Origin of the sequence: Photobacterium sp. GSS17 (assembly GCF_028621875.1) — a bacterium.
GTDB classification, from domain to species: Bacteria; Pseudomonadota; Gammaproteobacteria; order Enterobacterales; family Vibrionaceae; genus Photobacterium; species Photobacterium ganghwense.
In genome coordinates this window covers 2,518,647-2,544,651 of record NZ_CP117517.1, presented here as the reverse complement: position 1 = coordinate 2,544,651, position 26,005 = coordinate 2,518,647, and the positions used below count along the sequence as shown (strand labels likewise).

The following is a 26,005-nucleotide window of genomic DNA, read 5'->3' as shown; positions in this document are numbered from 1 at the left end:
CCTGCCATGTGCAGGCTTTCTTTTTGGCGGTTTGTGGCAGTTGCTCTGATCCGGATGACACAAGCGATCTGGCAACGGGTGACACAGCTCCTTTTAATTTGGCTGGGATTTCTGTAGCATCTCGCCAGTTTTTTCTTACCATTCTAAAGATAATCAGAGAAGCTTACTTAATGGCTCAGATGTACTTCTATTACTCGGCAATGAATGCGGGTAAATCTACCACCTTGTTGCAGTCATCGTTTAATTACCGTGAGCGTGGGATGACGCCGGTTATTTTTACTGCGGCAATTGACGACCGTTACGGGAAGGGGAAAGTCAGTTCACGTATTGGTCTGCAGGAAGATGCTGAGCTATTTTCCGTGACGGACGATCTGTATGCGCGTTTGCAGGATATGAATGCGACGCAGAAGCTGGATTGTGTGCTGGTTGATGAATGTCAGTTTTTGACGAAAGAGCAAGTTTACCAACTGACAGAAGTGGTCGATAAGCTGCATATTCCGGTGCTGTGCTATGGCTTACGGACAGATTTCCGCGGTGAATTGTTTGAGGGCAGCCGCTATCTGCTGGCCTGGGCTGACAAACTGGTTGAACTCAAAACAATCTGCCACTGCGGCCGTAAAGCCAATATGGTGATTCGTCAGGATGAGCACGGCAATGCAATTGCTGATGGTGATCAGGTCGTGATTGGCGGCAATGAACGTTATGTCTCGGTGTGTCGTACTCACTACAAAGACGCGCTCGAAAAATAACGTTGCCCTTGCGCTGTGTCGGATATGTCCGCTGAAGTTGGTTTTTCAGCATAGCTTTGTCCGGCATGGTGGACGCATGAATGAATAATAAAGCCCGGCCTGTAGAGCCGGGCTTTTGTTTTATTCGATTTGCTTAGGTACTCTTTAAACGGTTTATTTAATTGCTTTATTTAACCGCTCTGTTTAAGCGCTAGGTTTAAATGTTTGGCTTCAATAGCGGTGCGGTTATTTATGACGCTCTTGAAGACGCTGGGTAATGTCTGCCAGTGACAGCCCCTGATCCTGAAGTAACACCAGTAGGTGGTAAATCAGATCGGCCGACTCATTCACTAGCTCCGCCTTGTCACCCGACGTTGCCGCAAGCGCGACTTCAACACCTTCTTCTCCCACCTTCTGCGAAATCCGCTTGGTGCCACGCGCGTAGAGGCTGGCAGTGTAGGACGACTCAGGATCGGCACCTTTACGAGCAGCCAGGACCTGCTCAAGTTGATGAAGAAACACCAGGGCCGGTTGTTCAGTCTGTTCTTCACCAGATGCATCGGTATCAAAACAGGTGGTGGTGCCCAGGTGGCAGGTTGGCCCAACCGGCGCGACCTGTATCAACAGCGTATCCTGATCGCAATCGAGGCGGATACTTTTCAGATTCAGTACATTGCCGGACGTTTCTCCTTTGGTCCACAGGCGATTTTTCGACCGTGACCAGAACGTTACCTGATTGGACGCCAGCGTTTTGGTTAGCGCTTCGTCGTTCATGTAGCCCAGCATCAGCACCTGACCGCTGGTGTGATCCTGAATGATCGCCGGGATCAGGCCGTTGACTTTTTCCCAGTTAATTTTACTGCTCAGACTCATACCCGGACCTCCACGTTATTCTGTTTCAGGTATTGCTTTAATTCGCCGATATTGATGATTTGCTTGTGGAAGACCGAAGCCGCCAGAGCGCCGTCGACATTCGCCTGTTTGAAAGCATCGGCAAAGTGGCTCATCTCACCGGCCCCGCCGGATGCGATAAGTGGAACGTGGCACACTTCACGGACCATGTTCAGCTGGGTCAGATCGTAGCCGTTGCGAACGCCGTCCTGATTCATCATATTCAGGACAATTTCTCCGGCACCGCGCCGCTGAACTTCCTGTACCCAGTCCTTCGTTTCCCATTGCGTCGCCTGAGTACGGCTTTCATCACCGGTGAACTGGTACACCTGGTACTTTCCGGTAGTGGCATCAAAGTAGGAATCAATCCCGACCACAATGCATTGCACCCCGAATTTATCGGCCAGATCGGTGATCAGTTGCGGGTTGGCCAGCGCCGGTGAGTTAATCGAGACTTTGTCTGCGCCGTATTGCAAAATCCGGCTGGCGTCTTCGGCCGATTTAATGCCTCCGGCGACACAGAAGGGAATATCAATCACTTCTGCTACCCGGGCAACCCAGCTTTTATCTACCACCCGGCCATCACTGGACGCGGTAATATCATAAAACACCAATTCATCGGCACCTTCTTCGGCATAGCGTTTGGCTAACGGTACGATATCGCCAATGATTTCGTGATTGCGAAACTGTACGCCTTTGACCACCTGGCCGTCACGCACGTCAAGACAAGGAATAATTCGTTTTGCCAGCATTTCTGTCTCTCCCCGGTCTAGTCATTCCAGCAGGCGAAAGCCTGCTCGGCGGTGAATTTGCCATCCAGCAGTGCCCGGCCGACGATGACCCCGGCAACCCCGGTGCCTTTCAGCGCAGCAATGTCGTCCAGCGAGCCGATTCCGCCGGATGACTGGAACCGGATATCCGGGTAACTCGTGCACAGATCCCGGTATAGCTCGACATTGGAGCCTGCCAGCGTGCCATCGCGGGAAATATCCGTGCACAGGACATGTTTCAGGCCGACAGTCAGGAAGTCTTCCAGAAGTGCTTCAATCGTCACGCCGGAATCTTCCTGCCAGCCAGATACCGCAACGTTGCGCTGGCCGTTGTGGTCAATGTTTACATCCAGCGCCAGAACTATGCGTTCCGGGCCGTAGGTTTCGATCCAGCCTTTGACCAGCTCTGGTTGCTTGACTGCCGTTGAACCGATGACCACGCGTTGGGCACCGGCCGCAAGCAGATTGGCCACGTCCTGTTCGGTCCGGACGCCACCGCCAATCTGAATATTGGCCGGGGTGCTGGCCAGCAGTTGTTGGATGAGGTTGAGCTGTCGGGCAGAGGTATCTTTGGCTCCGGTCAAATCCACGAGGTGCAGCCAGGTGGCACCAGCCTGGTAGTAAGCCTGAAACTGTTCTGCGGGGTTAACCTTGTATTCAGTTACTTTGCCATAGTCTCCCTGAAACAGGCGGACTACCTGGCCTTCAATCAAATCTAATGCGGGAATAATCATAACCAGTCCTTGTCGCCCTTACATTTCAAGAAAGTTTTTAATCAGTTGTGCACCGGCCTTACTGGATCGTTCCGGATGGAACTGGACCCCGTAATAATTGCCGCTTTGCACTGCCGCAGTGAACGGCTGGCCATATTCGCAACGGGCAATTGTGCGCCCTCCCGGTTGCTCAAACACTGGCATGGCGTAGCTGTGCACGAAGTAAAAGTAGTTGCCATCCGGAATGTCTTTAAACAGCGGGTGGTCGGCTTCCGGGGAAATCGTATTCCAGCCCATGTGAGGCAGTGGCAACGCACCGGTTTCCATTTTTCTGACCGGGGCTTCACACAGCCCCAGACATGGCACCAGCTCTTTGCCGTTCTGGCCTTGTTCTTCAGACACTTCTCCCAGCAGCTGCATCCCGAGGCAAATGCCCAGCAGCGGCTTGTCGACTTGTTTGACCAGCTCGATCAAATCACGCTCGCGCAGGTTTTTCATGGCTTCGCTGGCTGTTCCCACTCCGGGAAGAAACAGTTTGTCGGCAGCAAGCACGACGTCAGGATCTTTGCTGACAGTGACGGTATAACCGAGGCGTTCAATGGCAAAGCGCACTGATGACACATTGGCACATCCGGTATCAATAATGACGACTTGTTGGTTTTTCCCTGTCATTACAGCACTCCTTTGCTGCTGGGCAGCTCATTACCTTCCACCCGAATGGCCTGGCGCAGAGTACGGCCAAATGCTTTAAACAGGCTCTCCACAATGTGGTGGTCGTTATTGCCTTCCGACGACAGGTGCAGGGTGCAGGCCAGCGTATCGGTCAGCGAGCGGAAAAAGTGGGATACCATTTCCGTGGACAGATCGCCGACTTTATCGCGGCTGAAGGTTGCTTCGAATTTCAGGTACGGTCGGCCGGATAAGTCCAACGCGCATTGTGCCAGACACTCATCCATCGGTAGGCTGAAGCCAAAGCGACCAATCCCGCGTTTGTCGCCCAGTGCTTTTTTCAGCGCTTCACCCAACGCCAGTGCGGTATCTTCCACGCTGTGGTGATCGTCAATGTGCAGGTCACCTTCGACATTCAGTTCGAGACGGAATCCCCCGTGAGTCGCAATCTGATCCAGCATGTGATCAAAGAACCCCATCCCGGTGGAGATCTGGTTGCCGCCGGTCTCATCCAGATTCACCTTAACCCGGATATCGGTTTCTTTGGTTGTGCGAACGACCTCGGCGATGCGCGGTTGTGTTGTGAGATCTTTGACGATCTGCTGCCAGCCCATGGTTTGTGGGTGGTACTGAATACCTCGCACTGCCATATTTTCAGCCAGTTGCAGGTCAGTCTGACGATCGCCAATCACGGCAGAGTGAGCAAAGTCGACCCGACCTTGCTGCAGGTAGGTTTTCACCAGCCCCAGCTTAGGTTTACGACAACTGCAATTATCCGCTTCAAAGTGAGGGCAGATCAGAACATCGTCAAACCGGATACCCTGTGATTCGAAAATCGCCATCATCATGTTGTGTGGCGCATCGAAGTCAGCTTGCGGGTAGCTGTCAGTCCCTAGGCCGTCCTGATTGGTGACCATCACCAGTTTGTATCCGGCCTCCTGTAGCTTCAGCAAAGCCGGGATCACGAAAGGCTCAAGGGCCAGCTTGTCCAGCCGATCAACCTGAAAATCAATGGGCGGTTCGACGATGAGGGTGCCGTCGCGGTCGATAAATAAGATTTTTTGCTTGCTCACAGTGCTGTCCTTACTGAATTAATTCTGTTCTAGCTGTTTCCGGATAAATGCCAGGGTTTTCTCACACTCATCCCGGTTGCCGATACTGATGCGAATACAGTTTTCAATCGGCGAACGACGCAAAATAATGCCGTGCTCCCACAGGGCGTTAAACAGGCTGTCGGCATCCGGGAACTTGACCAGCAGGTAGTTGCCGTATCCTTCATAGACGGTAACGCCGCTTAGCATGCTCAGTCCAGCTTGCAGGTACGCGCGGTTGGCGCTTAAATCCAGAACCTGGAATTTGGTTTTGGCGCGACCCGCCGGGGAGAGCGCCTGCACTGCAATGTCCGTGACCGGCACCGGCACCGGGTAAGGCGCAATGACTTTTAGCAGCAGCTGAATGACATCCGGGTTCGCCAGGGTGAAACCACAGCGCAGTCCGGCCAGAGCAAAGGCTTTGGAGAGGGTGCGCAGAATGACCAGATTCGGGTATTGATCCAGCAGGTTCGCCATGGTCGCTTCCGGGCAGAAATCGATATAGGCTTCGTCGACCACGACCAGGGCTTTACCGGCCGTTTTATCCAGCAGCGCTTCGAGATCATTGCGGTTAAGCAGGTTGCCGGTCGGGTTATTCGGGCTGCAGGCGAAAACCAGCTTCACCCCATCCAGGTTGGCCGTGATGGCTGGCATATCGAGTTGCCAGTCGGCTGTCAGTGGCACCACTTTGCGCTCAATATCGAAAGTTTCGGCGCTGATGGCGTACATCCCGTAGGTTGGCGGGCAGTACAGAATGCTGTCTTTGTTCGGCTCACAAAAAGTGCGGATCAGTAGCTCAATCCCTTCATCAGCCCCGCGTGAAGTCAGTACCTGATCGGCACGGACGCCGGCGTAATCCGCATAAGCTTCAATCAGTTCAACCGGTTGGCAGGTGCTGTAGCGGTTGAGGCGAGCGCACTGGATGTTGTACTCATTTGCAAATGGGGACTCGTTGGCATTGAGCCAGATGTCTCCGCTTCCGCCCAGGCGCCGGGCTGACTGATAGGGTGTCAGCTCACGTACTGTTTTTCGCGCCAGTTGTTCAATACTCATAATTTGCCTCGTTATTTAATGCGTTGTGATTGGGCGGTTAGTTTTTCGACCCGAATTGTAACGGCTCGTTTGTGGGCATCCAGTCCTTCCGCTTCAGCAATGGTGACGACGGTCGGGGCTAACTCAGCCAGTCCTTCGGCAGTGAGCTCCTGCACCGTCATGCGTTTGCTGAAATCAGCCAGTCCCAGGCTGGAATAGGTTCGGGTATAGCCATAGGTTGGCAATACGTGGTTCGTACCTGAAGCATAATCGCCAACCGACTCCGGTGACCAGCTGCCGAGGAAAATAGAACCGGCATTGGTCAGCTGGGAAACCAGCTCACGCGGGTGGCGGGTTTGTACAATCAGGTGCTCCGGACCATAGTGGTTAGAGATAGAGACACATTGCGTCAAACTGTCCGCGACGATAAGGATACTGGAACCCAGAGCCTGACGGGCAATATCGGCACGTGACAGGGCTTTCAGCTGCTTCTGGATCGCATCAGCGGTGCGATCGGCAATGCTCGGATCCGGAGTGACCAGAATAACCTGAGAGTCAGGCCCGTGTTCTGCCTGACTGAGCAGATCCGCGGCGATAAAATCCGGGTCAGCGCTGCTGTCTGCAATCACCAGCACTTCAGACGGGCCCGCCGGCATATCAATTGCCGCGCCGCGGAAGTCATTGCTGACTTGCCGTTTGGCTTCAGTTACATAAGCGTTACCCGGGCCGAAAATTTTATCAACCTTGGTGACGGTTCGGGTGCCATAGGCCATGGCCGCGATGGCCTGCGCGCCGCCGACATTATAAATGTCAGTAATACCACACAGTTCAGCCACATACAGAATTTCATCAGCAATGGGCGGCGGCGAGCACAGGACCACCTCTTGACAACCGGCAATTTGAGCCGGTACACCCAGCATCAGTACGGTTGATGGGAGAGGGGCGCTGCCGCCCGGAATGTACAGGCCAACGGACTGAATCGGGCGGGTGATCTGCTCACAGACAACACCCGGTTGGGTTTCCACCCGCAGCGTTGCAGGTTTCTGCGCTTTGTGGAAGGTGGCAATGTTTTTGTAAGCCTGTTTCAGTGCGGCTTTCATGTCATCACTGAGGCGCGATGATGCAGCTTTTACCTCGTCAGCACTGACTTTCAACGAGGCGGGACGAATACCATCAAACTTTTCAGTCAGCTCGAGCAGGGCCTGATCACCGCGCTGGCGGACATCATCGATGACATCGGAAACGGTACGGCTGATGTTGCGGCCATCTGTGATGGCCGGGCGCTCAAGCAGGCTTTCCTGCTGGTTATCGCTCAGAGATTGCCAGACTACAGTTTTCATCGTGTTACTCCATCATCTTTTCAATTGGCAGTACCAGAATGGAGCTGGCGCCCAGCTCTTTGAGGCGTTCCATGGTTTCCCAGAACAGGTTCTCGGCACTGACCAGGTGAATGGCAACCTTGGTTTTGTCTTTTGACAGCGGCATCACGGTCGGGTCTTCAGCACCCGGCAGCAGGTCTTTGATTTGCTCAAGACGGTCGGTTGGAGCGTGCAGCATGATGTACTTCGATTCTTTGGCCTGAATCACCCCTTGCATACGGGTCAGCAGGCGCTCAATCAGTGCCAGCTTGTCGGCGGAGAACTCGCCCTGGCGCTGAATCAGTACGGCTTTTGAGCGCAGAATCACTTCCACTTCTTTCAGGCCATTCGCTTCTAGCGTGGCACCGGTTGATACCAAGTCGCAGATAGCATCGGCCAGACCTGCGCGTGGGGCAACTTCCACGGAGCCGTTTAGCATACAGGTGCTGAATGGCACACCTTGCTTATCCATGTAGCGTTTTACCAACTGCGGATAAGTTGTGGCGATGCGCTTGCCTTTCAGATCCTGCGGCCCTTTATACTCCGCGTCTTTATCAATCGCGATAGACAGGCGGCAGCCACCAAAGTCCAGACGACGCAGTTTGACATAATCAGCTGGCTCATTGCGGGCAAGGCGTTCCAGGCTCACTTCTTCCAGCTCGTTTTCGCCAATCACGCCTAAATCAACCACGCCATCCATAATCAGGCCAGGGATATCATCATCGCGAACCAGCAACAGGTCGATTGGCATGTTTTCACAATGTACGACCAGGCGCTCGCCCATCATGTTGAATTTGACGCCGCAGCGTTTGAGCAGCTCCTGACATTCTTTGCTCAGTCGGCCTTTCTTTTGAATTGCAATTCTCAGTCGTTGTGTTTGCATGGTGCTTATCCCTGTACTTTTTTGAATCCGAAAACGAAAAAACCCTCGGAAGAGTGCTCTTCCGAGGGTCCATGAATAGGGTAGTATCGCTGACCGCTGGAAGAGAGTTTTGCGTCTTCCAGAGCGAGGCGTATCCTCCTGAAAGACTAGTCAGGATGATGATGGTGATGTAGAGAAACCATTTGGATACGCATAATTATATACTCTGTTTAAATCTTTATTAACGCTGTGCTTAGCAAGCACACTAACCAAGCTGAGGATGTTTTGCAATAGCAATTTTACGGAAAAATGAAATTTTCTGGCGGAAGGTTAATGAGTGGTAATTTTTCCTAATGGGCGAGAAAAGCTAAACCAGCTTGCCTGCAGTACATGAACATGCAGTAAAACTAATATATTTACATTCAATTACAGTGGGTTAATCGCATTTTTGATTGTAGGGTGACTGAGGCCACATCCAGTTAAAAATAGACCTGCGTTGCAGACGGGTAACATATTTGGTTGCGTAATGCGCCAGATGGATGCAAATGTCTCAGTCAGAGTATACGTCCTTATCCATCCAAAGAAGAGGATTAGCCTAACGGTTTTATGCATAAGAGGGCTGCTGGTACAGAATGCAAGACAGCGGCGGCATCGAGTCAACCGAACCGTGGTGAACTGTAAGGCGGGCAGTCACACAGCTCCCGGCGAATGCTCGCCGAGAGTAATAAAGCGGAAGGCGGATTAGCCGCAGCATTTCTTGAATTTTTTGCCGCTTCCACAAGGACACGGGTCGTTGCGACCCACTTTGTCACTCACCACAGGTGCAGCTTTTGGCTCAGTGGCAGGTTCATGTTGTTGCGGGTAATCACCGTCTATGTAGAACCACTGCTGCTGGCTCATGTTGCTGGCGCTTTGTACGTCTTCACGTAAAAAACGAGAGCGTTCATGCAGGCAGTACTCATCCTGTCCATCACGATAGAAGGCCTGAAACTCAACAAAGCCTTCGCCGGAATCGGCAATTTCACTGTGTAGTACATCCAACCCCAGCCAGGTTGTATTTACTGACTCTGCAATGGCCTCTCGGTGTTGCTCAGCTTCACAGCTTGGGTGATAGGTGGCAACGACAAAATCAACCAGGCCAAGGACATGGGCGCTGTAACGGGCACGCATGAGTTGCTCAGGATGCTCTGCCAGACAGGCATTTTCATGGATAGGGTGGCAGCATTCCCGAAGCGGACGCTGGCTGCCACAAGGGCACGCTTTATCTAGTGGATACATTAATTTTTCGGCATGTTCTGTTCAAAGTCAGCCGACCATTTTAATGACTCCATATAGCGCTCTGCAACGATTGATTCATCGAGCCCCAGTAACTGACATAAACGCTGCACCTGAGGCCAGTTGGCCTCATCATATGCTTTGACCAGACGTAATACTCCACCCAGATGACCCTGCTGTTTGATCAGAGCCTGATGTACCTGGGCGGGCAACGGCAGTTGTTCAACCAGCACTTCGATAGGCTGATCCAAGATGGAATCCAGCAACGAAAACAGCCCTGTCAGAAATGCCTGATTTTTATCAATCTGGCCAGGGAAGTTCATACTGAGCCTTTCACAGAACCAGGCCCGTTGTAATGAAAGATGGTAGAGCGACATTGGCTTATCTTCCATGACATGCGCAGTAGCCACGAATGTGATGAAATGCCGCAGCTTTTCTTCGCCCAGATAGACCAGCGCCTGCTTGAACGACGAGATCGGCTTCGCGCGGGTGTAAGTCATACAATTCACGTGGTGCAACAGCTTGTATGACAAGGAAACATCAGAGGCAATGATCCGTTCGACTTTGTCAAAATCCACCACGGGTTGGCTGATTTCACTAAACAGCCGTAAGGTGGTCAGGGCGTAAGGATTCAGGGTTTTACGCTGGACCATTTCCGGGCGACTGAAAAAGAAGCCCTGAAAGAGATCAAATCCGGCCTGCTTGGCAGCCTGATATTCGTCATAGGTTTCTACTTTTTCTGCCAGGAACAGCAGCTTGCTGCCTTGCTCACGATGGCGTCGAATAAAGAAACCGGCTTTGGCTATTGGGGTGGCACGAATATCAAATTTGATGATATGGACAAACGGCAGAAAGCGGTTCCATTCTGCTGTCGGAATGAAGTCATCTAGAGCAAGAGTGTAGCCTTTCTGATGCAGTTCCTGAATGGCAAGCAGGAGATCGTCATTTGGTTCGCAGCTTTCCAGCACTTCAATAATGAAGCTGCGTTTTGGGAAAATCAGCGGTGTGCGTTTGATCAGGCTGCTCTGAGGAAAATTGATAAACGCAATTTTTCCGGCGGTGACTTCACTGGTTCCGGCACTCAGAAAATTATCTGTCAGTAAGCGATGGGTTGCCTGTTCATCTCCGACATCAGGGAAACAGTTTTGAGGGCCATCCCGAAACAATAGTTCGTAGCCGATGGTTTCCTTGTTTCGGTTGAGTACAGGCTGTCTTGCAAGATACGAATTCATGGATACGGCAAAAGGCTTTAAGTCGTGATTTATTCTAGGTGTTGCCGGGCAGGCTTATGATTATATCGGCCCATCGTGTCACGGCGTAGTAGTATGACAAAAATTAAGCTGTATAAACAGCGTTTCCTATAAAGCCAGCACTTGCTGATCTCAGGCATGGAAATACCTCTCATCTTAATAGATAATCCCCGCCTTTTTGTAATTATATGTGTAACTCATGACGGTATTCACAGTCATACAAGCTGGATTGCTTGTAGGTGGATGTATTTTTGTGGTCATGCTTTTAAAGTCATGGCGCAAAAACAAAAAGCAGGAAGCACATACCAAAATTCTCCCAATTGGCCTCATCGGAGGCTTTGCCAATTTCTGCGATACCCTCGGGGTCGGTAGTTTTGCTATCAAGACCGCCGGTTATAAGCAGTTTAACCTCATTGACGATCAGTTGCTGCCCGGCACCATGAATTGTCAGGCGGTGATGGCAACGGTGGTTCAGTCTCTGATTTTTCTTACCGCGGTTGATGTCGACCCGATGACGCTGGTGACGCTCGTGCTGGCGGCGTGTTTCGGGGCGACGATGGGCTCAAGGTTGGTTTCCGGCTGGGATCGCCAGATCATTCGCATCGTTATGTGTGGCGCTCTGATGGTAGTAGCCGGAATGATGCTGGCTGGCCAGCTTGAGTTGTTTCCGTTAGGCGGTACGGCTCTGGGGCTGTCGGGCTGGAAACTGGCGGTGGCCGCGATTGGTAACTTTCTTTTCGGTGCGCTGATGACAGTAGGCATTGGTTTGTATGCACCCTGCATGACCATGGTTTATCTGCTGGGCATGCATCCGCTGGCAGCTTTTCCTATCATGATGTGCTCATGTGCATTTTTGAGCTTCTTCGCGGCTGGTGGCTTTATCCGAAACAACCGAATCAACAGTCGTGCTGCGCTGGTGGTGGCAATTACCGGTCCGATCGGGGTGGTGATTGCCGCTTACATGGTGAAGTCTTTGGATCTGCAATTGCTGGCCTGGTTGGTGATTGGGGTGGTGATGTATACCTCTTTCACTATGTACCGTTCCTGGGCGAGTGAAAAATTCGGCGCAACGGCATCTGCAGCGACCTCGTCGGTAAAGAAAGAGAACGCAGCGGTGCAGACTGCCCGTGCGGAGGAGCTCGGTTAGTAAGAGCTCGGTTTGTAAAAGCCAGAGGCATCAGTTGTCTGCTTGGCCGAAGAGGCTCGATAGACTGAATATCTTTGAGTTACAGGCTACCAGGTCTGTCACCGTACCTATCGCCATGCCACAAGAAATAAAAGGTACGCAATTGCGTACCTTTTATTTTTCAATCAGTAGCTTGGTATTCACCGCGTGCTTGTTCACCGTGTGACTGATCGCCGTGTATCGGTTTGCCGTGACTCTGTTGGTTGGCCGTATTGCGTAAATGCGGTTAAGCCGGAGTGCTCAGCGTGGCGAGTTCTGCCGGAAAGTCCCGGGTTTCAAGTTCACAGCCTTCCGGCGTGCAAACCAGCACGGAGCCATGATCATACCAATCCCCCAGCACAATTCGCTGGGCAGGTTGCCCCTGTACCAGAATGTCATGAACATCGGGACGATGGGTATGGCCGTGAATCATCTGCCTGACCTGATACTGGTTCATGGCTTTGAGCACTTCGGTGGGGGTGACATCCATGATCGCCTGGCTTTTCATCTGGTTCGACTGGCTGCTGCCACTTCGCATCTTATGGCCAATTTGCTGGCGGTAGCGCAACGGCAGGCGGAAAAACAACCACTGAATAAAGCGGTTATGGACTTTCTTACGATAGCGCTGATACCCCTCATCCAGGGTGCACAAGGTATCACCGTGCAGGATTAGCGTCGGGGTACCGTACAGGTCAATCACTGAGTGTTCCGGCAGTAATGTTACCCCAGTTTCTTCACTGAACCGGCGCCCGATCAGAAAATCCCGGTTGCCGTGGATGAAATAACAGGGAACTCCGCTGTCGGTCAGTGCGCGGAAAGCCTGTTTCACCTGCTGGTGGAAGGGCGATTCATCGTCGTCACCAATCCACATTTCAAACAGATCGCCAAGCACATACAGCGCATCAATACCGCGGGCCTCCTGCGCCATAAAACGCAGAAAACAGGCAGTAATATCGGGCCGTTCAGCACTGAGATGAAGGTCGGAAATAAAAAGTGTTGTCATAAATAAAGGAAGGCAGGGCGGCATAAGGCCGCCCTGAATGAAGAATTACTCTTCGATGGTTACGCCGTTGATAGCGACTTCTTCAACCGGTACGTCCTGGTGAACATAGCCCCAGTTACCTGTTGCAACAGCTTTGATCTTGTTAACAACGTCCATACCTTCAACCACTTCACCGAATACACAGTAACCCCAGCCGTCTGGTGTTTCTGATTTGAAATCCAGGAATTTGTTGTCGTTCACGTTGATGAAGAACTGAGAACTTGCAGAGTGCGGCTCCATAGTACGTGCCATTGCAATGGTACCGACTTTGTTGCTCAGACCGTTGTTTGCTTCGTTCTTGATAGGTGCACGCGTTTCTTTCTCAACCATGCCTGACGCCATACCGCCGCCCTGGATCATGAAACCGTCGATCACGCGGTGGAACAGCGTACCGTCGTAAAAACCGTCACGGCAGTACTGCAGGAAGTTGGCACTTGTTTCTGGCGCTTTTTCCGCGTTCAGTTGGATTTTGATGTCACCAAAAGTAGTGTGAAGCGTTACCATGAGCTTGTCCTTTAATGGATATCTATTGCTTTAAACGTTGGATTGTAACTTACTCGTCTAACGCGTCAATAATATTGGCGGCGGATAACGAGCCGGGCTGTCATTTGTAGAGAAAGCCTGCATTTTCACGGTATGTTGACCGTACAGTCCGGATTGCCTGACTGCTGAAAGCAGAAAGAGTTGGCTTTAACTATAGAAGAGGATAGTGGCATTGGCATGACAGGGCTGGCCAGCAAAAGCACTGTATGTGCCGCAGATCGCATCAGACAGCAGGATTGCCGGGCAGAGTCAGGCAGATACGCAATTTTCCTTGCCTTAGCCTGCCATTAGAGGTGTAATTACTCCTTCATATTGTAACCCCACCAAATGAGTAGCAAAGAGACATGTTGAAGATCTATAACTCACTGACTAGACAGAAAGAGGAATTCAAACCCATCCAGCCTGGCAAAGTAGGCATGTATGTCTGTGGGGTTACCATTTACGATCTGTGTCACATCGGTCATGGCCGTACTTTCGTTTCGTTTGATGTGGTTTCCCGCTACCTGCGTTACCTGGGCTATGACCTGACGTTTGTTCGTAATATCACTGATATTGACGATAAAATCATTAAACGTGCGGCAGAAAACGGCGAAAGCTGTGATTCACTGACCGAGCGTTTGATCGGTGAAATGTACGCTGATTTCGATGCGCTGGGCATGAAGCGTCCTGACATTGAGCCGCGTGCGACGGCTTACATTGCTGAAATCATCGCAATGTGTGAGCGTCTGATTGAACGTGGTTTTGCCTATGTGGCCGACAATGGCGATGTAATGTTCGAAGTCAGCAAGTTTGACGAATACGGTAAGCTGTCGAAGCAGGATCTGGATCAGCTGCAGGCCGGTGCCCGTGTTGATATCGAAACGGCAAAACGCAGCCCGCTGGATTTCGTTCTGTGGAAAATGTCTAAGCCGGGTGAGCCGACATGGGAATCACCATGGGGCCCAGGTCGTCCGGGCTGGCACATTGAGTGTTCGGCAATGAACTCGGCGATCCTCGGTGATCACTTTGACATCCACGGTGGTGGTTCTGACCTGCAGTTCCCGCACCACGAAAATGAAATTGCACAATCTTGCTGTGCGACGGGCTCTAAGTATGTAAATACCTGGATGCACAGTGGCATGGTGATGGTTGATCGCGAGAAGATGTCTAAATCGCTGGGTAACTTCTTCACTATCCGTGACGTACTGGCCCACTATGATGCTGAAACAGTACGTTACTTCCTGATGTCTGGCCATTACCGCAGCCAGCTGAACTACAGTGAAGATAACCTGAAGCAAGCCCGTTCAGCGCTTGAGCGTTTGTATACCGCGCTACGTGGTTTGGATGCTGTTGCAGAAGCTAACGGTGGTGAGGAGTTCGTGACCCGCTTTAAAGAAGCGATGAATGATGACTTCAACACGCCGGAAGCCTACTCTGTACTGTTTGACATGGCCCGTGAAATCAATCGCCTGAAAGGCGAAGATGAAGCGGCGGCCGCTGGTCTGGCGGCACGCATGCGTGAGATGGCCGATGTGCTGGGCCTGCTGAGTCAGGAGCCGGAAGCCTTCCTGCAAGGTGGCGCTGGTCAGGATGAAGATGTGGCGGAAATTGAAGCACTGATTCAGCAACGTCTGGATGCACGTGCAGCAAAAGACTGGGCTGCTGCTGATGAAGCGCGTGACAAGCTCGCGGCAATGGGCATCATCCTGGAAGACGGCCCACAGGGAACAACCTGGCGTCGTAAGTAAATTCCGGGTTGCGATTATCCCGATTGCAACGATTCGGATTCCAATTGAAAAACCGGTGCATATGCACCGGTTTTTTTATTGTCAATTTTGGCAATACATATCACATTGATAATAAAATAATTTCGAAATCGCGCATTATGATCACATTTAGAAAGTGAAATATTAGTTTAATGTTCGTAAGTCATTATCATCAGCCTCGGTAATTCGCTGGATTTGGGCGGAAGAGAACACCGCTCACCAAACGGGATGATAATAATGAAGAAAACCATACTTACTGCGCTGATTGGCGCGACTATCCTCAGTACCCCCGCACTGGCTCAGGCTGACTCAGATAAAATCGTTGTTGCACACCGCGGCGCTTCCGGTTACCTGCCTGAACATACTCTGCCGGCTAAAGCGTTGGCATATGCGATGAAGCCGGATTACATCGAGCAGGATGTGGTCATGACTAAAGATGACCAACTGGTTGTATTACATGATCATTACCTGGATCGGGTCACCAATGTGGCAGAGGTTTTTCCTGACCGCGCCCGTAAAGATGGCCGTTACTATGCAATTGACTTTACACTGGCTGAGATTAAACAGCTCAGTGTGACAGAAGGTTTCGATATTAAAGATGGGAAGCAGGTTCAGGGATTCCCTGAGCGTTACCCAATGTGGAAATCGGATTTTAAAGTGCCGACGCTGCAGGAAGAAATTGAGATGATTCAGGGGCTAAACAAAACCCTGGGTTACGACATCGGTATCTATCCGGAAATCAAAGCGCCGTGGTTCCACCGCCATGAAGGGAAAGATATCAGTCTGGCAGTGCTGAACGTGTTGAAGCAATACGGTTACACCAGCAAAGACAGTAAGGTATACCTGCAAACTTTTGATTTTGATGAGCTGAAACGCATTCATGACCAACTGATGCCAAAACTGGGTATGGATGTGAAATTGGTTCAGCTGATGGCTTACACCGACTGGAATGAGACCATGGTGTATGATCAGAAAGGCCAGGCGGCACCCTATAACTACGACTGGATGTTTAAAAAAGGCGGAATGGAAACGGTCGCCAAGTATGCTGATGGCATTGGTCCGTGGAAACCGATGGTTGTTTCTGACGAGTCAACCAAAGGAAACATCAAGCTGACAGGGCTGGTAAAAGCAGCACATGCGCAGGGAATGCAGGTGCATCCTTACACTTTCCGCAGCGATATGGGACGTATTCCGGCCTATGCCAATGACTTCAATGACATGTTGAACATTTTCTACAATACCGCAGATGTTGATGGCGTGTTCACCGATTTTCCGGATAAAGCAGTAAACTTCCTGGCGACGGAAAAGCACTAATCACGAGCGCTACATCCTCGGGCTTTTTGCCAATACCGAGCGTTTATCAAAAAAATAGCGGCCTGTAAGCCGCTATTTTTTTATCTGTATTCTTTCTTGTTTCTTTAACTTAGCTTTTCTTCGATTCGGCCACATGGAGTAACCCACGTAGGGCGCGCTCGGCTTACCGAGGACTTACAGATGTTCGGGTAACTCAGTGCCGCATTTGCGGCAGTAGCGCGCATCGGTTTCATGGCCGCTGACGGAGCAGTTGGTGCACCGGATTAAATCCCGCTGGGTGCGCAATTCCTGACTCAGCTCGGCAGTGATGATCCCGGTCGGTACCGCCAGAATGGAGTAACCCAATAGCATGGTAAAGGCGGCCAGCGCTTTGCCGATTTCCGTCTGTGGCACAATATCGCCATAACCCACCGTGGTAATTGTCACGATAGCCCAGTAAATACTGATCGGAATACTGGTAAATCCGTTGTTCGGCCCTTCAACGACAAACATCAGTGAACCGAGTACTGTGACCAGAATGGCTACCGTGCTGAAAAAGACAAAGATTTTACGCTGCGCCATCAGCAATGAACGAAGCAGGATATTAGAATCTTTCAGGAAGCGGGCCAGTTTCAGGATCCGGAAAATACGCATGACCCTGATCAGGCGGACAATGAGCAGGTAGTGTGAGCCCGGGAAAAGGAAGGCCAGGTAGCTTGGCAGCACCGCTATCAAATCGACGATGCCATAAAAGCTTTTGGCATAAGCCCAGGGTTTGGGCGAACAGTACAGACGCACACCATATTCAATGGTAAACAGCAGGGTAAAGACCCATTCCAGAATAAACAGCGCTTCCCCGTAGCGGGTGTTGATTGATCCCACGGTTGAGAGGATAAGCACCAGCTCAGAACAAATGATGGTAACGATTAAGGCGATATCAAAATACTGACCGGCTTTAGTCTGGGTACCGAAAATCACCTCATACAGGGTGTCTTTTAAGCGGGGAGAGTCCACTGGCTTGCTTTCCTTTTTCTTTGGCCATTACTTTTTGAGGCATGCTTTGGGAGCATTGCTTTTTAATATTTATATTTTCGCTTTCGCACAAGGATATCGGGGATTGCGGAGGGAAACAATGTAAGCGCAGCTGCTTAATCTGGTGTGCGGATAATCCATGTAATCTATAAAGAAAAGGGCAGCCTTAGCTACCCTGGTTTTCTTTGAAATCTTTATTTCTTTCTTTGATGACGGGAAGCGGATCAAGCCAAACCTGGTAGCAGAACCCGCAATCCGTTGACAATAAACTCGATACCCAGTGCGCCCAGAATCAAACCCATGATACGGGTGATAACGTTGATCCCCGTTTGTCCCAGGAAGCGGACAATGATTGGGGCGGCGCGAAACAGCAGCCAACAGCAGAAAGCAAAAAAGGCGATTGTCACAACAATCCCCAATGTGGTGCCAAGCGAGGGATAGCGTGAGCCATAGACGATGGTGGAGCTGATCGCACCAGGCCCGGCCATCAATGGCATCGCCAGCGGGACGACGCCGACTTGCTCACGACTGATTGATTCCGATTTCTCCTGTTTATTCTGTTTATCCTCACCCAGCTTACCGCTCATCATCGAGAAAGCGATGGTCAGTAGCAGCAGACCGCCGGCCACCCGGAACGAGTCGAGGGAGATGCTGAATAAATCCAGCAAAAGCTGACCGGCCAGCAGTGACACTGTGAGGATCACGGCAACGGCCACGTTAGCGGTGATAGCGGTTTTGTTCCGTTCTTCCGGCGTCATATGTCCGGTCAGCGAAACGAAAACAGGCATGATTCCAATGGGGTTTACAGCGGCGATAAGGCCGATGAAAAATTGCAAAAATATAGCAAGTTCAATAGATGGCATTGTGTTGTAGTGGTTCTTGTCGTCGTTGATACAGGATAGTGCATCTCAACAAATGATCCGGCTGAGACCGAACGGCAAGGGGAATGGGGCACAATTTACTGGCGCCATTTTCCCCTGAAAAGTCCCCGAAGTCGCAGTAGATATGATCATGTAGGGCTGTTGATTGGTGCTACTTTAAGCCAAAAGTCCGTTGTCCAACAATAAAATTCGCTGTCACTCCAAAACCCAAAAAGTAATTTATGAAGTTCTTGTTGCTCACCTGTAAAAAGGCTTCGTTATGGCTTACCCTTTAGTGGGATAGCGCTGTGCTACAGAACGGTATCCGACGTTGATTTGAACACCGGTTTTTTTGTGTGATCTCGGTCGAGTTTATTACGCTATTTTACAAAATGTGTAGGATTATTACGTAAATTCAGAGGGTCGCTAAAGAACGATTTGTGCATTTGAATGCGTATTTCTGTCTTTCTTCATCTCGAAGTAATGATAATAACCATTTGATTTGTATTGATATTAAATTGAGAGTATCAAATTGTAACTATAAATAGGTGCAAATGATCTAAATCAATTTTTTTCGAGGTGTGAAAGAATATAATCAGTTTCGAAAGCGGTTTACTAAGCGTGTGTGTTACCAATTTGTTTGAGCGGGATGTTCGTAAGGTAACAATAAGGATGTAAGACGTATCCTTACTAAAAAGTTTTCAATATTAAGTTAGGAGTTAACTATGCCTGTAACTAATATGGCTGAATTGGATGCAATGATTGCACGTGTTAAAGCAGCTCAGAAAGAGTTTGCGACTTTCTCTCAGGAGCAAGTTGATAAAATCTTCCGTGCAGCCTCTCTTGCGGCCAACAACGCGCGTATCCCACTAGCTCAACAAGCCGTAGCAGAATCCGGTATGGGTATTGTTGAAGACAAGGTGATCAAAAACCACTTTGCTTCTGAATTTATCTACAACAAATACAAAGACGAAAAAACCTGTGGCATCCTGGAAGAGGATGACAATCTGGGTACTATCACTATCGCCGAACCTGTCGGTATCATCTGTGGTATCGTTCCGACCACTAACCCAACTTCTACTGCTATTTTCAAATCGCTGATTGCCCTGAAAACCCGTAACGCAATCATCTTCTCACCACACCCACGTGCAAAAGAATCGACAAACGCTGCGGCGAAACTGGTTCTGGATGCAGCAATCGCGGCTGGCGCGCCAAAAGACATTATTGGTTGGATTGATCAGCCATCAGTGGAATTGTCTAACGCGCTGATGAAGCACGATGACATTAACCTTATTCTGGCGACTGGTGGCCCGGGCATGGTTAAAGCGGCTTATTCTTCAGGTAAACCTGCTATTGGTGTAGGTGCGGGTAACGTACCGGTTGTTATCGACGAAACCGCCGATATCAAGCGTGCTGTTGCTTCGGTTCTGATGTCTAAAACATTCGACAACGGTGTGGTGTGTGCCTCTGAGCAGGCCGTTATCGTGGTTGATAAAGTATACGATGAAGTTAAAGAGCGTTTTGCTTCTCACAAAGGCTATGTACTGAGCCGAGCAGATGCAGACAAAGTTCGTAAAGTGCTGCTGATTGACGGCAACCTGAATGCGCAAATCGTTGGCCAGCCAGCAACGAAAATTGCTGAAATGGCGGGTGTGAAAGTGCCTGCGGATACGAAAGTACTGATCGGTGAAGGCTTGGACAAAGTGTCTTATGACGACGCATTTGCTCATGAAAAACTGTCTCCAACCCTGGGTATGTTCCGTGCGACCGACTTCGAAGATGCGGTGGCTCAGGCTGTGACTATGGTTGAAATCGGTGGTATCGGCCACACATCTGGCCTGTACACTAACCAGGACACTAACCAGGATCGTATCAAATACTTCGGCGACAAGCTGAAAACAGCGCGTATCCTGATTAACATCCCAACCACGCATGGTGGTATCGGTGACCTGTACAACTTCAATGTTGCGCCCTCGCTGACTCTGGGTTGTGGTTCTTGGGGCGGTAACTCAATTTCTGAGAACGTCGGTCCTAAACACCTGATCAACAAGAAAACAGTAGCGAAGCGAGCTGAGAATATGTTGTGGCACAAACTTCCAAAATCTATCTACTTCCGCCGTGGTAGTCTGCCAATAGCACTGGGTGACCTGGCTGGTAAGAAACGTGCATTCCTGGTAACTGACCGCTTCCTGTTCAACAACGGTTATGCCGATGACGTGGTTCAGCTGCTGAAAGCACAAGGTATGGAAGTGCAGACTTTCTTCGACGTGGAAGCGGATCCAACGCTGTCTGTGGTTGAGAAAGGTGCTGAAGCGATGAAGAGCTTCCAGCCTGACGTTATCCTGGCTCTGGGCGGTGGTTCACCAATGGATGCTGCGAAGATCATGTGGGTAATGTACGAGCATCCGAATACACACTTCGAAGAACTGGCAATGCGCTTTATGGATATCCGTAAACGTATCTACAAGTTCCCGAAAATGGGTGAAAAAGCTGAGCTGGTTTGTATCACTACCACATCAGGTACAGGTTCAGAAGTGACACCGTTTGCTGTTGTTACCGACGACAAAACAGGTGCAAAATACCCACTGGCTGACTACGAACTGACACCAAACATGGCAATTGTTGATGCGAACCTGGTGATGAACATGCCTAAATCGCTGACAGCCTTTGGTGGTTACGATGCCGTTACGCACGCTCTGGAAGCCTATGTATCTGTATTGGCGAACGAGTACTCTGACGGTCAGGCTCTGCAAGCGCTGAAGATGCTGAAAGAGTACCTGCCATCTAGCTACGCAAATGGTGCGAAAGACCCGATTGCCCGTGAAAAAGTACACAATGCGGCAACTATCGCTGGTATCGCGTTTGCCAACGCCTTCCTGGGTGTTTGTCACTCAATGGCACACAAAATTGGTGCTGAGTTCCACCTGCCGCACGGTCTGGCGAATGCCCTGCTGATTTCTAACGTGGTACGTTACAACGCTAACGACAACCCAACGAAACAGACGGCGTTCTCTCAGTACGACCGTCCTCAAGCGCGCCGTCGTTATGCGGAAGTGGCTGACCATCTGGGTCTGTCTCAGCCGGGTGACCGTACAGCACAGAAAATTGAGCGTCTGCTGGGCTGGATGGATGAGCTGAAAGTGAACCTGGAAATCCCAATGTCAATTCAGGCTGCGGGTGTTCCTGAGTCAGACTTCCTGGCGAAACTGGACGAACTGGCTGTAGAAGCATTCGATGACCAGTGTACTGGTGCGAACCCTCGTTACCCACTGATCAGCGAGCTGAAAGATGTACTGGTCGCGTCTTACTACGGTAAAGCTTATGTAGAAGGTGAAACTTTCGAAGGCACTACTGTTATCAAGAAAAAAGCAGACCAGAAACCTGCTACAGCAAAAAAAGCGAAAGCTGAAGCCTAATCACTGTTTTCGCTAGCGCACAACATTAACGTTCAGCCCGCCGTTTTGGCGGGCTTTTTTTATCTGCGTGTTTCTGGCCATTTACTCGCCTCAAGAAAGAATCGACTGACACCGCTGTGCCACTAAGAGAAATATCCTTCAGATACAGCTACAGCTACAGCTACACAAATAGAAAAAAATAGGCACCCCACAAACAGAAAACCAGCCCGTAGGCTGGTTTGGTGTATGTCTCTGAGCTAATTCAGTGGGTGTTTCTCTGAAATTCACTGCTGATGCACGTTAATTTGCTGCACCTTCAGCTAACTTCGGCCTCAATCATTCGGCCATTGAAATAGTCATTGGCAACAATGTATTCCGCGCTGCGAACAATTTCATACTGGAGCGGCAGGCTGATGACATTCTGGGATTGGTTACGGCACGGGCAGTCAATGGTCAGTGGCACAACGCCTCCCACCCGAATATTAAACTCTGCCAGCTCTTTGGCCCAACTGAGGGTGAGTCCCGAAACCATGGCTTTTGAGCCAGAGTGGATCGCTGTGTGCGCACAGTTAGTATCGGCTGCCAGATTGATGATCACCCCCCGGCAACTCTGAGCGCACATATAGCGCGCCGCCATCTTGCCGAAAACAAAGAAAGGGGTCATGGATTTGATCAGCGTTTGGCTGAATTGATCAACGGAGCTGGGACCGAGTAACGAGGGCAGTTCTGCTCCTAACCAGCAATTCACCAGCACATCGATTTTGCCAAAATGGTGATGGACATTGTCGATAATCTCAGCAACATGTTGTTCATCGTCATATTGGGTCAGAAAGGATTGGCTGGGCGCCCCGACGGCTCGACATGCCGATAAAGTCTGCTGTAGCGACTGAGGGTGGCTGTCCACCAGAGCAAGCATCGCCCCCAAAGAAGCGAAATGCAGGGAAAGGGCTTTCCCCAAAGGGCTGCCGGCGGCGGTGACGAGTATGACTGATTGAGCAATATTCATGGCTCTTCCTCTCGTTCAGGTGACTGCAAACGGTCTCCGGTTTCCCTTCACCGTGTCGGAGGGATGGGCAGGCATCTGGTTCACTCGTGGCCTGACGCATCGTCCTACAGCCTGTTGTTCAATCAATAACCCAACATTACAGGCAGGGATCAAACAGGATCCTGAAGCCCAACCGTGCATGTCTGTTATTGAATGTTAGCGAACAGCCGACATCGTGCCGCATCGAAATGACAAAGCTATGAAGATGGTCACGAAAAATATCGGGTGTCCTTCGCGGGAAGAATTGTAGTGTGATCTGTTGCGGTAAAATCAAGCAGATACCGTGAAATGATGGCTCATTTCTGCGAAACGTTTGGCTTGAACCAGAGACAAATACAGGTCTTGAGGTGACGCTTTCAAGGCAACGTCTTCTTTAGGTGGCAGCATCCGGCGTTCATGGCCGGACAGATTATGGTACAGCTCTTCCGGCATGCCTTTGGTGCCAGTTGGCGGGTACGTCAGGGCAGTGGGGGATAATCCGCTGAGCAAGCGTACGTCAGCCATCCCGCCATCATGAAAAGCTTGCGCTTGTCGGGCACTGTTTTCATAGCAAGATTCGCTGGCTGAAAGCGGTCGGGGCGGCTGCAGCTCAAAGTATGCCCGGAGATCCCCTTCGGTTTGTTCCGTTGCCGGTAGGGTATCAACCGGTACGGTTTCCAGGCGATCCGGAGACAACATTGCCAGCATAAGCGCAAAATCAGCACGACGACCTGTCTCAACCGCCTGGTTGAGATGGCTGCCGAGCTGAACTTCGTTTATCAGCTGTGCTTTGTCTAATGTATGGATTTGCATGGAAGCTTGACCGAACCTACCGGGAACTGATGTTCTGATGCGAGCATTGCGACAAGTCGAAAAGCTCGCTGATGTTCAGGGTATCGGTCAGGTGACAGATAACTTTAGAAAATTTTTGCGTAATCAGCCAAGTGCGTTGATGGCGTTGGTTATACGGCGCAATGCTTCATCCAGTGTTTCCGTGCGGCAGGCAAAATTGAGCCGGACAAAGCCCGGGTGGCCAAAGTCCGCTCCCGGAGATAGTCCGACACCGGCTTGCTCAAAAAATTTGTGCGGTGACGGAACTGGCAGAGCCGTTGCATCAATCCAGGCGAGATAGGTGGCTTCAATCGGATGCAGTTTCAGGTATGGCAGGGCATTGATTGCGGCCTCCAGCTTGGCCTTATGGCCGCGCAGAAACGCCAGTTGTTGCTCCAGCCAGGGTTCACCTTGGGTATAAGCAGCCTCGGCGGCTGTGTATGCCAGTACATTGACATCCGGGACAATGCCCGCACGGGTTCGGAGAAAGGCTTTGCGCAATGCCGGATTTGGGATGATCGCCATTGACGCGCCCAGACCGGCGATGTTGAACGTTTTGCTGGGTGCAATCAGTGTCACCGAACGTTGTGCCGCGCTGTCGTTCAGGCTGGCAAACGGAGTGTGTCGGCAGCCGGGCTCCAGCAGCAGATCGCAGTGAATCTCATCGGAACATACCAGCAGGTCATGTTGTTCGGCAAAGGCCAGCACCTTCTCCAGCTCCTCTTTTCGGTATACGGTTCCCCCCGGGTTGAGCGGGTTACAGAACAGCAGCAGGCGCGATGCCGGAGTAACGTGACTGGGCGTCAGTTGCATCAGCCAGCGCTGTTTATCCAACGTCACCGGCTGGGTGGTTAACTCCCGTTGTGCCAGTTTGGCGGATGACTTAAACGGTGGATAGATGGGGGTTGGGCAGACCACGGCTTGTTCCGGGTTCGTCAGTGCCCGAACGGCCAGATTGATGCCGCACACCAGCCCCGGCAGGTACACAATCCACTCCGGCTGTATTTCCCACTGGTAAAGATGCTTCATGCGTTCAATCAGCGCGGCAGTGAGGCTTTCGGGTGCGCTGCCGTAGCCAAAGATACCGTGATCAACATGCTGGTGGAGAGCATTGATAATGGCATCCGGCGCGCGGAAATCGCTGTCAGCAACCCACATTGGCAGAATGTCCTGACCTTTGTATTTATTCCATTTGATACTGTTGCTCTGGGTACGGTCAATGTGTAGGTCAAATAACGGGTCGTTCGCCATGGCAGACATCCTTGTTGAGTGAATGGGGTCGGAGCAAGTGATTTAGTTTCAGGTGGTTCAGTACATGGCTCAAAACGGGGTCTGCCCAGAGTGTTCAAGTCACACGCTGTGAAGACGGTCACTGAGTCAATCCATGCAAAGAAAATCAGACAGCATTATGGCGTCTCGGCGAGGCAGAAAAAAGCCCCCAAAAATGGGGGCTTAAGGATCAGAATTGAGGTTTGGCGCCGAATTGCTCAGCGGCATAGGCCACCCGCTCAGCCGGAGAAGGCGGGATTGATGGAACCCCCAAGTTTTCGATATGATGCAGTCGAGGCAGCAGACCACATCCGTTGGCAATTTGAATCGCCAGTCCGGGACGGGCATTCAGCTCAAGTACCATCGGGCCTTTGTACTTATCCAGCACCATATCCGTGCCTATGTAGCCCAGTCCGGTCATTTCCCAGGCGCTGGCTGCCAGAGTCAGTAGCTTTTCCCAGTAAGGAACGGTGAGCTCACTCAGCAGGCGCTCGGTGTCCGGATGGCGCTCAACCGGTTGGTTAAACTGAACGGCGCGCACGGCTTTGCCGCTGGCGATATCAATACCCACACCGACCGCACCCTGGTGCAGGTTGGCTTTGCCGTCAGATGCAGCTGTTGAGCAGCGCATCATGGCCATCACCGGGTAGCCTTTAAAAACGATGACCCGGATATCCGGCACCCCTTCAAAGCTGAAGCCGTCAAACACATCATCAAACTGGATCAGGTTCTCAACCATGGCAACATCGTTTTTGCCCCCGAGAGAGAACAGACCCGCCAGGGTGTTGGTAATGTGACGTTCCACATCTTCTTTGTTCATCTCAGCACCCGACGGCTTCACATAGATGCCGTCTTTGTGCTTGATCACCACCAGAATGCCCTTACCTCCGGAACCCTGGGCCGGTTTAATCACAAAGCCCGGCCAGTCTTTCACCATGTCATGAACGCGTTTTACGTTCACCTGGCTGTCGATGACCCCAATCAGTTCAGGTACCGTCGCACCGGATCGCTGAGCAATGATTTTGGTTTTCAGTTTGTCATCAACCAGCGGGTAGAGGCTTCGGTCATTGTATCGGCCAATGTAACTGTGGTTACGCTTATTCATGCCCATAATGCCGCGATGGCGCAGCTTGAAAGGCGAAGTAAACTGCGACAGAAATGACATGG

At 51.0% G+C, this 26,005-nt stretch carries 23 protein-coding genes and 1 other annotated feature; of the genes, 5 read left to right on the top strand and 18 right to left on the bottom strand.

The window, feature by feature from the left end:
* The first annotated feature begins 170 nt into the window (after positions 1–170).
* Positions 171–749: a thymidine kinase gene (locus PGW97_RS11355; protein ID WP_217393256.1), complete on the top strand. Its 579-nt coding sequence runs from the start codon at positions 171–173 to the stop codon at positions 747–749.
* Positions 750–974: 225 nt separating this feature from the next.
* Here the strand turns inward: PGW97_RS11355 and hisIE are convergent, their stop codons facing one another.
* From hisIE to PGW97_RS11305, 10 genes are all read right to left on the bottom strand, one after another.
* Entirely contained in the window at positions 975–1,601 is a 627-nt protein-coding gene (gene hisIE, locus PGW97_RS11350; protein WP_217393257.1) for a bifunctional phosphoribosyl-AMP cyclohydrolase/phosphoribosyl-ATP diphosphatase HisIE, read from the bottom strand.
* A complete protein-coding gene (gene hisF, locus PGW97_RS11345; RefSeq protein ID WP_273857348.1) occupies positions 1,598–2,371 on the bottom strand; it encodes an imidazole glycerol phosphate synthase subunit HisF in 774 nt (257 codons plus the stop codon). The genes hisIE and hisF overlap by 4 nt, the downstream gene beginning before the upstream one ends.
* Positions 2,372–2,388: 17 nt before the next feature.
* On the bottom strand, positions 2,389–3,123 hold the full coding sequence (gene hisA / locus PGW97_RS11340) for a 1-(5-phosphoribosyl)-5-[(5-phosphoribosylamino)methylideneamino]imidazole-4-carboxamide isomerase (RefSeq protein WP_217393258.1): 735 nt from the start codon (positions 3,121–3,123) through the stop codon (positions 2,389–2,391).
* Positions 3,124–3,141: 18 nt separating this feature from the next.
* The gene (gene hisH / locus PGW97_RS11335; protein ID WP_273857347.1) at positions 3,142–3,774 is read right to left on the bottom strand and encodes an imidazole glycerol phosphate synthase subunit HisH; all 633 of its coding nucleotides are present in this window, start codon (positions 3,772–3,774) and stop codon (positions 3,142–3,144) included.
* On the bottom strand, positions 3,774–4,844 hold the full coding sequence (hisB, locus tag PGW97_RS11330) for a bifunctional histidinol-phosphatase/imidazoleglycerol-phosphate dehydratase HisB (RefSeq protein ID WP_273857346.1): 1,071 nt from the start codon (positions 4,842–4,844) through the stop codon (positions 3,774–3,776). Before hisB ends, hisH begins: the two co-directional genes overlap by 1 nt.
* Before the next feature lie 18 nt (positions 4,845–4,862).
* The gene (hisC, locus tag PGW97_RS11325) at positions 4,863–5,915 is read right to left on the bottom strand and encodes a histidinol-phosphate transaminase (RefSeq protein WP_273857345.1); all 1,053 of its coding nucleotides are present in this window, start codon (positions 5,913–5,915) and stop codon (positions 4,863–4,865) included.
* 11 nt (positions 5,916–5,926) lie between these two features.
* Complete coding sequence (hisD, locus tag PGW97_RS11320) at positions 5,927–7,234, bottom strand: histidinol dehydrogenase (RefSeq protein ID WP_047883256.1); 1,308 nt, start codon at positions 7,232–7,234, stop codon at positions 5,927–5,929.
* Between the two features lie 4 nt (positions 7,235–7,238).
* Complete coding sequence (hisG, locus tag PGW97_RS11315) at positions 7,239–8,135, bottom strand: ATP phosphoribosyltransferase (protein WP_217393263.1); 897 nt, start codon at positions 8,133–8,135, stop codon at positions 7,239–7,241.
* 33 nt (positions 8,136–8,168) lie between these two features.
* Positions 8,169–8,306: a sequence feature (His leader region), on the bottom strand.
* Between the two features lie 549 nt (positions 8,307–8,855).
* Positions 8,856–9,392, bottom strand: coding sequence for a YchJ family metal-binding protein (locus tag PGW97_RS11310; protein WP_053061692.1), 537 nt, complete (start codon positions 9,390–9,392; stop codon positions 8,856–8,858).
* On the bottom strand, positions 9,392–10,621 hold the full coding sequence (locus PGW97_RS11305; RefSeq protein WP_047883259.1) for an EAL and HDOD domain-containing protein: 1,230 nt from the start codon (positions 10,619–10,621) through the stop codon (positions 9,392–9,394). Before PGW97_RS11305 ends, PGW97_RS11310 begins: the two co-directional genes overlap by 1 nt.
* Positions 10,622–10,838: 217 nt before the next feature.
* On the opposite strand from PGW97_RS11305, the gene PGW97_RS11300 reads away from it, so the two are divergent.
* The gene (locus PGW97_RS11300) at positions 10,839–11,786 is read left to right on the top strand and encodes a sulfite exporter TauE/SafE family protein (RefSeq protein ID WP_217393264.1); all 948 of its coding nucleotides are present in this window, start codon (positions 10,839–10,841) and stop codon (positions 11,784–11,786) included.
* A 265-nt stretch (positions 11,787–12,051) separates the two neighbouring features.
* Here the strand turns inward: PGW97_RS11300 and lpxH are convergent, their stop codons facing one another.
* Both lpxH and PGW97_RS11290 read right to left on the bottom strand, forming a co-directional pair.
* A complete protein-coding gene (gene lpxH / locus PGW97_RS11295) occupies positions 12,052–12,807 on the bottom strand; it encodes a UDP-2,3-diacylglucosamine diphosphatase (protein WP_047883260.1) in 756 nt (251 codons plus the stop codon).
* Between the two features lie 45 nt (positions 12,808–12,852).
* Positions 12,853–13,350 carry a peptidylprolyl isomerase gene (locus PGW97_RS11290; RefSeq protein WP_047883261.1) on the bottom strand — a complete coding sequence of 166 codons (498 nt, stop codon included), beginning with the start codon at positions 13,348–13,350 and terminating at the stop codon, positions 12,853–12,855.
* 383 nt (positions 13,351–13,733) lie between these two features.
* Between PGW97_RS11290 and cysS the strand changes: the two genes are divergently transcribed.
* Both cysS and glpQ read left to right on the top strand, forming a co-directional pair.
* On the top strand, positions 13,734–15,116 hold the full coding sequence (gene cysS / locus PGW97_RS11285) for a cysteine--tRNA ligase (protein WP_273857344.1): 1,383 nt from the start codon (positions 13,734–13,736) through the stop codon (positions 15,114–15,116).
* A 255-nt stretch (positions 15,117–15,371) separates the two neighbouring features.
* Complete coding sequence (glpQ, locus tag PGW97_RS11280; protein ID WP_084712419.1) at positions 15,372–16,448, top strand: glycerophosphodiester phosphodiesterase; 1,077 nt, start codon at positions 15,372–15,374, stop codon at positions 16,446–16,448.
* 174 nt (positions 16,449–16,622) lie between these two features.
* On the opposite strand, the gene PGW97_RS11275 is transcribed toward glpQ, so the two are convergent.
* Complete coding sequence (locus PGW97_RS11275) at positions 16,623–17,441, bottom strand: ion transporter (protein WP_047883264.1); 819 nt, start codon at positions 17,439–17,441, stop codon at positions 16,623–16,625.
* 242 nt (positions 17,442–17,683) lie between these two features.
* The gene (locus PGW97_RS11270) at positions 17,684–18,322 is read right to left on the bottom strand and encodes a YchE family NAAT transporter (RefSeq protein WP_047883265.1); all 639 of its coding nucleotides are present in this window, start codon (positions 18,320–18,322) and stop codon (positions 17,684–17,686) included.
* Between the two features lie 722 nt (positions 18,323–19,044).
* On the opposite strand from PGW97_RS11270, the gene adhE reads away from it, so the two are divergent.
* Entirely contained in the window at positions 19,045–21,735 is a 2,691-nt protein-coding gene (gene adhE / locus PGW97_RS11265) for a bifunctional acetaldehyde-CoA/alcohol dehydrogenase (RefSeq protein ID WP_047883266.1), read from the top strand.
* Positions 21,736–22,030: 295 nt separating this feature from the next.
* Here the strand turns inward: adhE and PGW97_RS11260 are convergent, their stop codons facing one another.
* The 4 genes from PGW97_RS11260 to PGW97_RS11245 form a co-directional block, all read right to left on the bottom strand.
* A complete protein-coding gene (locus PGW97_RS11260; RefSeq protein WP_273857343.1) occupies positions 22,031–22,720 on the bottom strand; it encodes an SDR family oxidoreductase in 690 nt (229 codons plus the stop codon).
* A gap of 309 nt (positions 22,721–23,029) precedes the next feature.
* The gene (locus tag PGW97_RS11255) at positions 23,030–23,551 is read right to left on the bottom strand and encodes a VC2046/SO_2500 family protein (RefSeq protein WP_273857342.1); all 522 of its coding nucleotides are present in this window, start codon (positions 23,549–23,551) and stop codon (positions 23,030–23,032) included.
* 123 nt (positions 23,552–23,674) lie between these two features.
* The gene (locus PGW97_RS11250; protein ID WP_273857341.1) at positions 23,675–24,820 is read right to left on the bottom strand and encodes a MalY/PatB family protein; all 1,146 of its coding nucleotides are present in this window, start codon (positions 24,818–24,820) and stop codon (positions 23,675–23,677) included.
* Positions 24,821–25,028: 208 nt separating this feature from the next.
* Complete coding sequence (locus tag PGW97_RS11245) at positions 25,029–26,003, bottom strand: alpha-L-glutamate ligase-like protein (RefSeq protein ID WP_047883270.1); 975 nt, start codon at positions 26,001–26,003, stop codon at positions 25,029–25,031.
* Positions 26,004–26,005 lie beyond the last annotated feature (2 nt).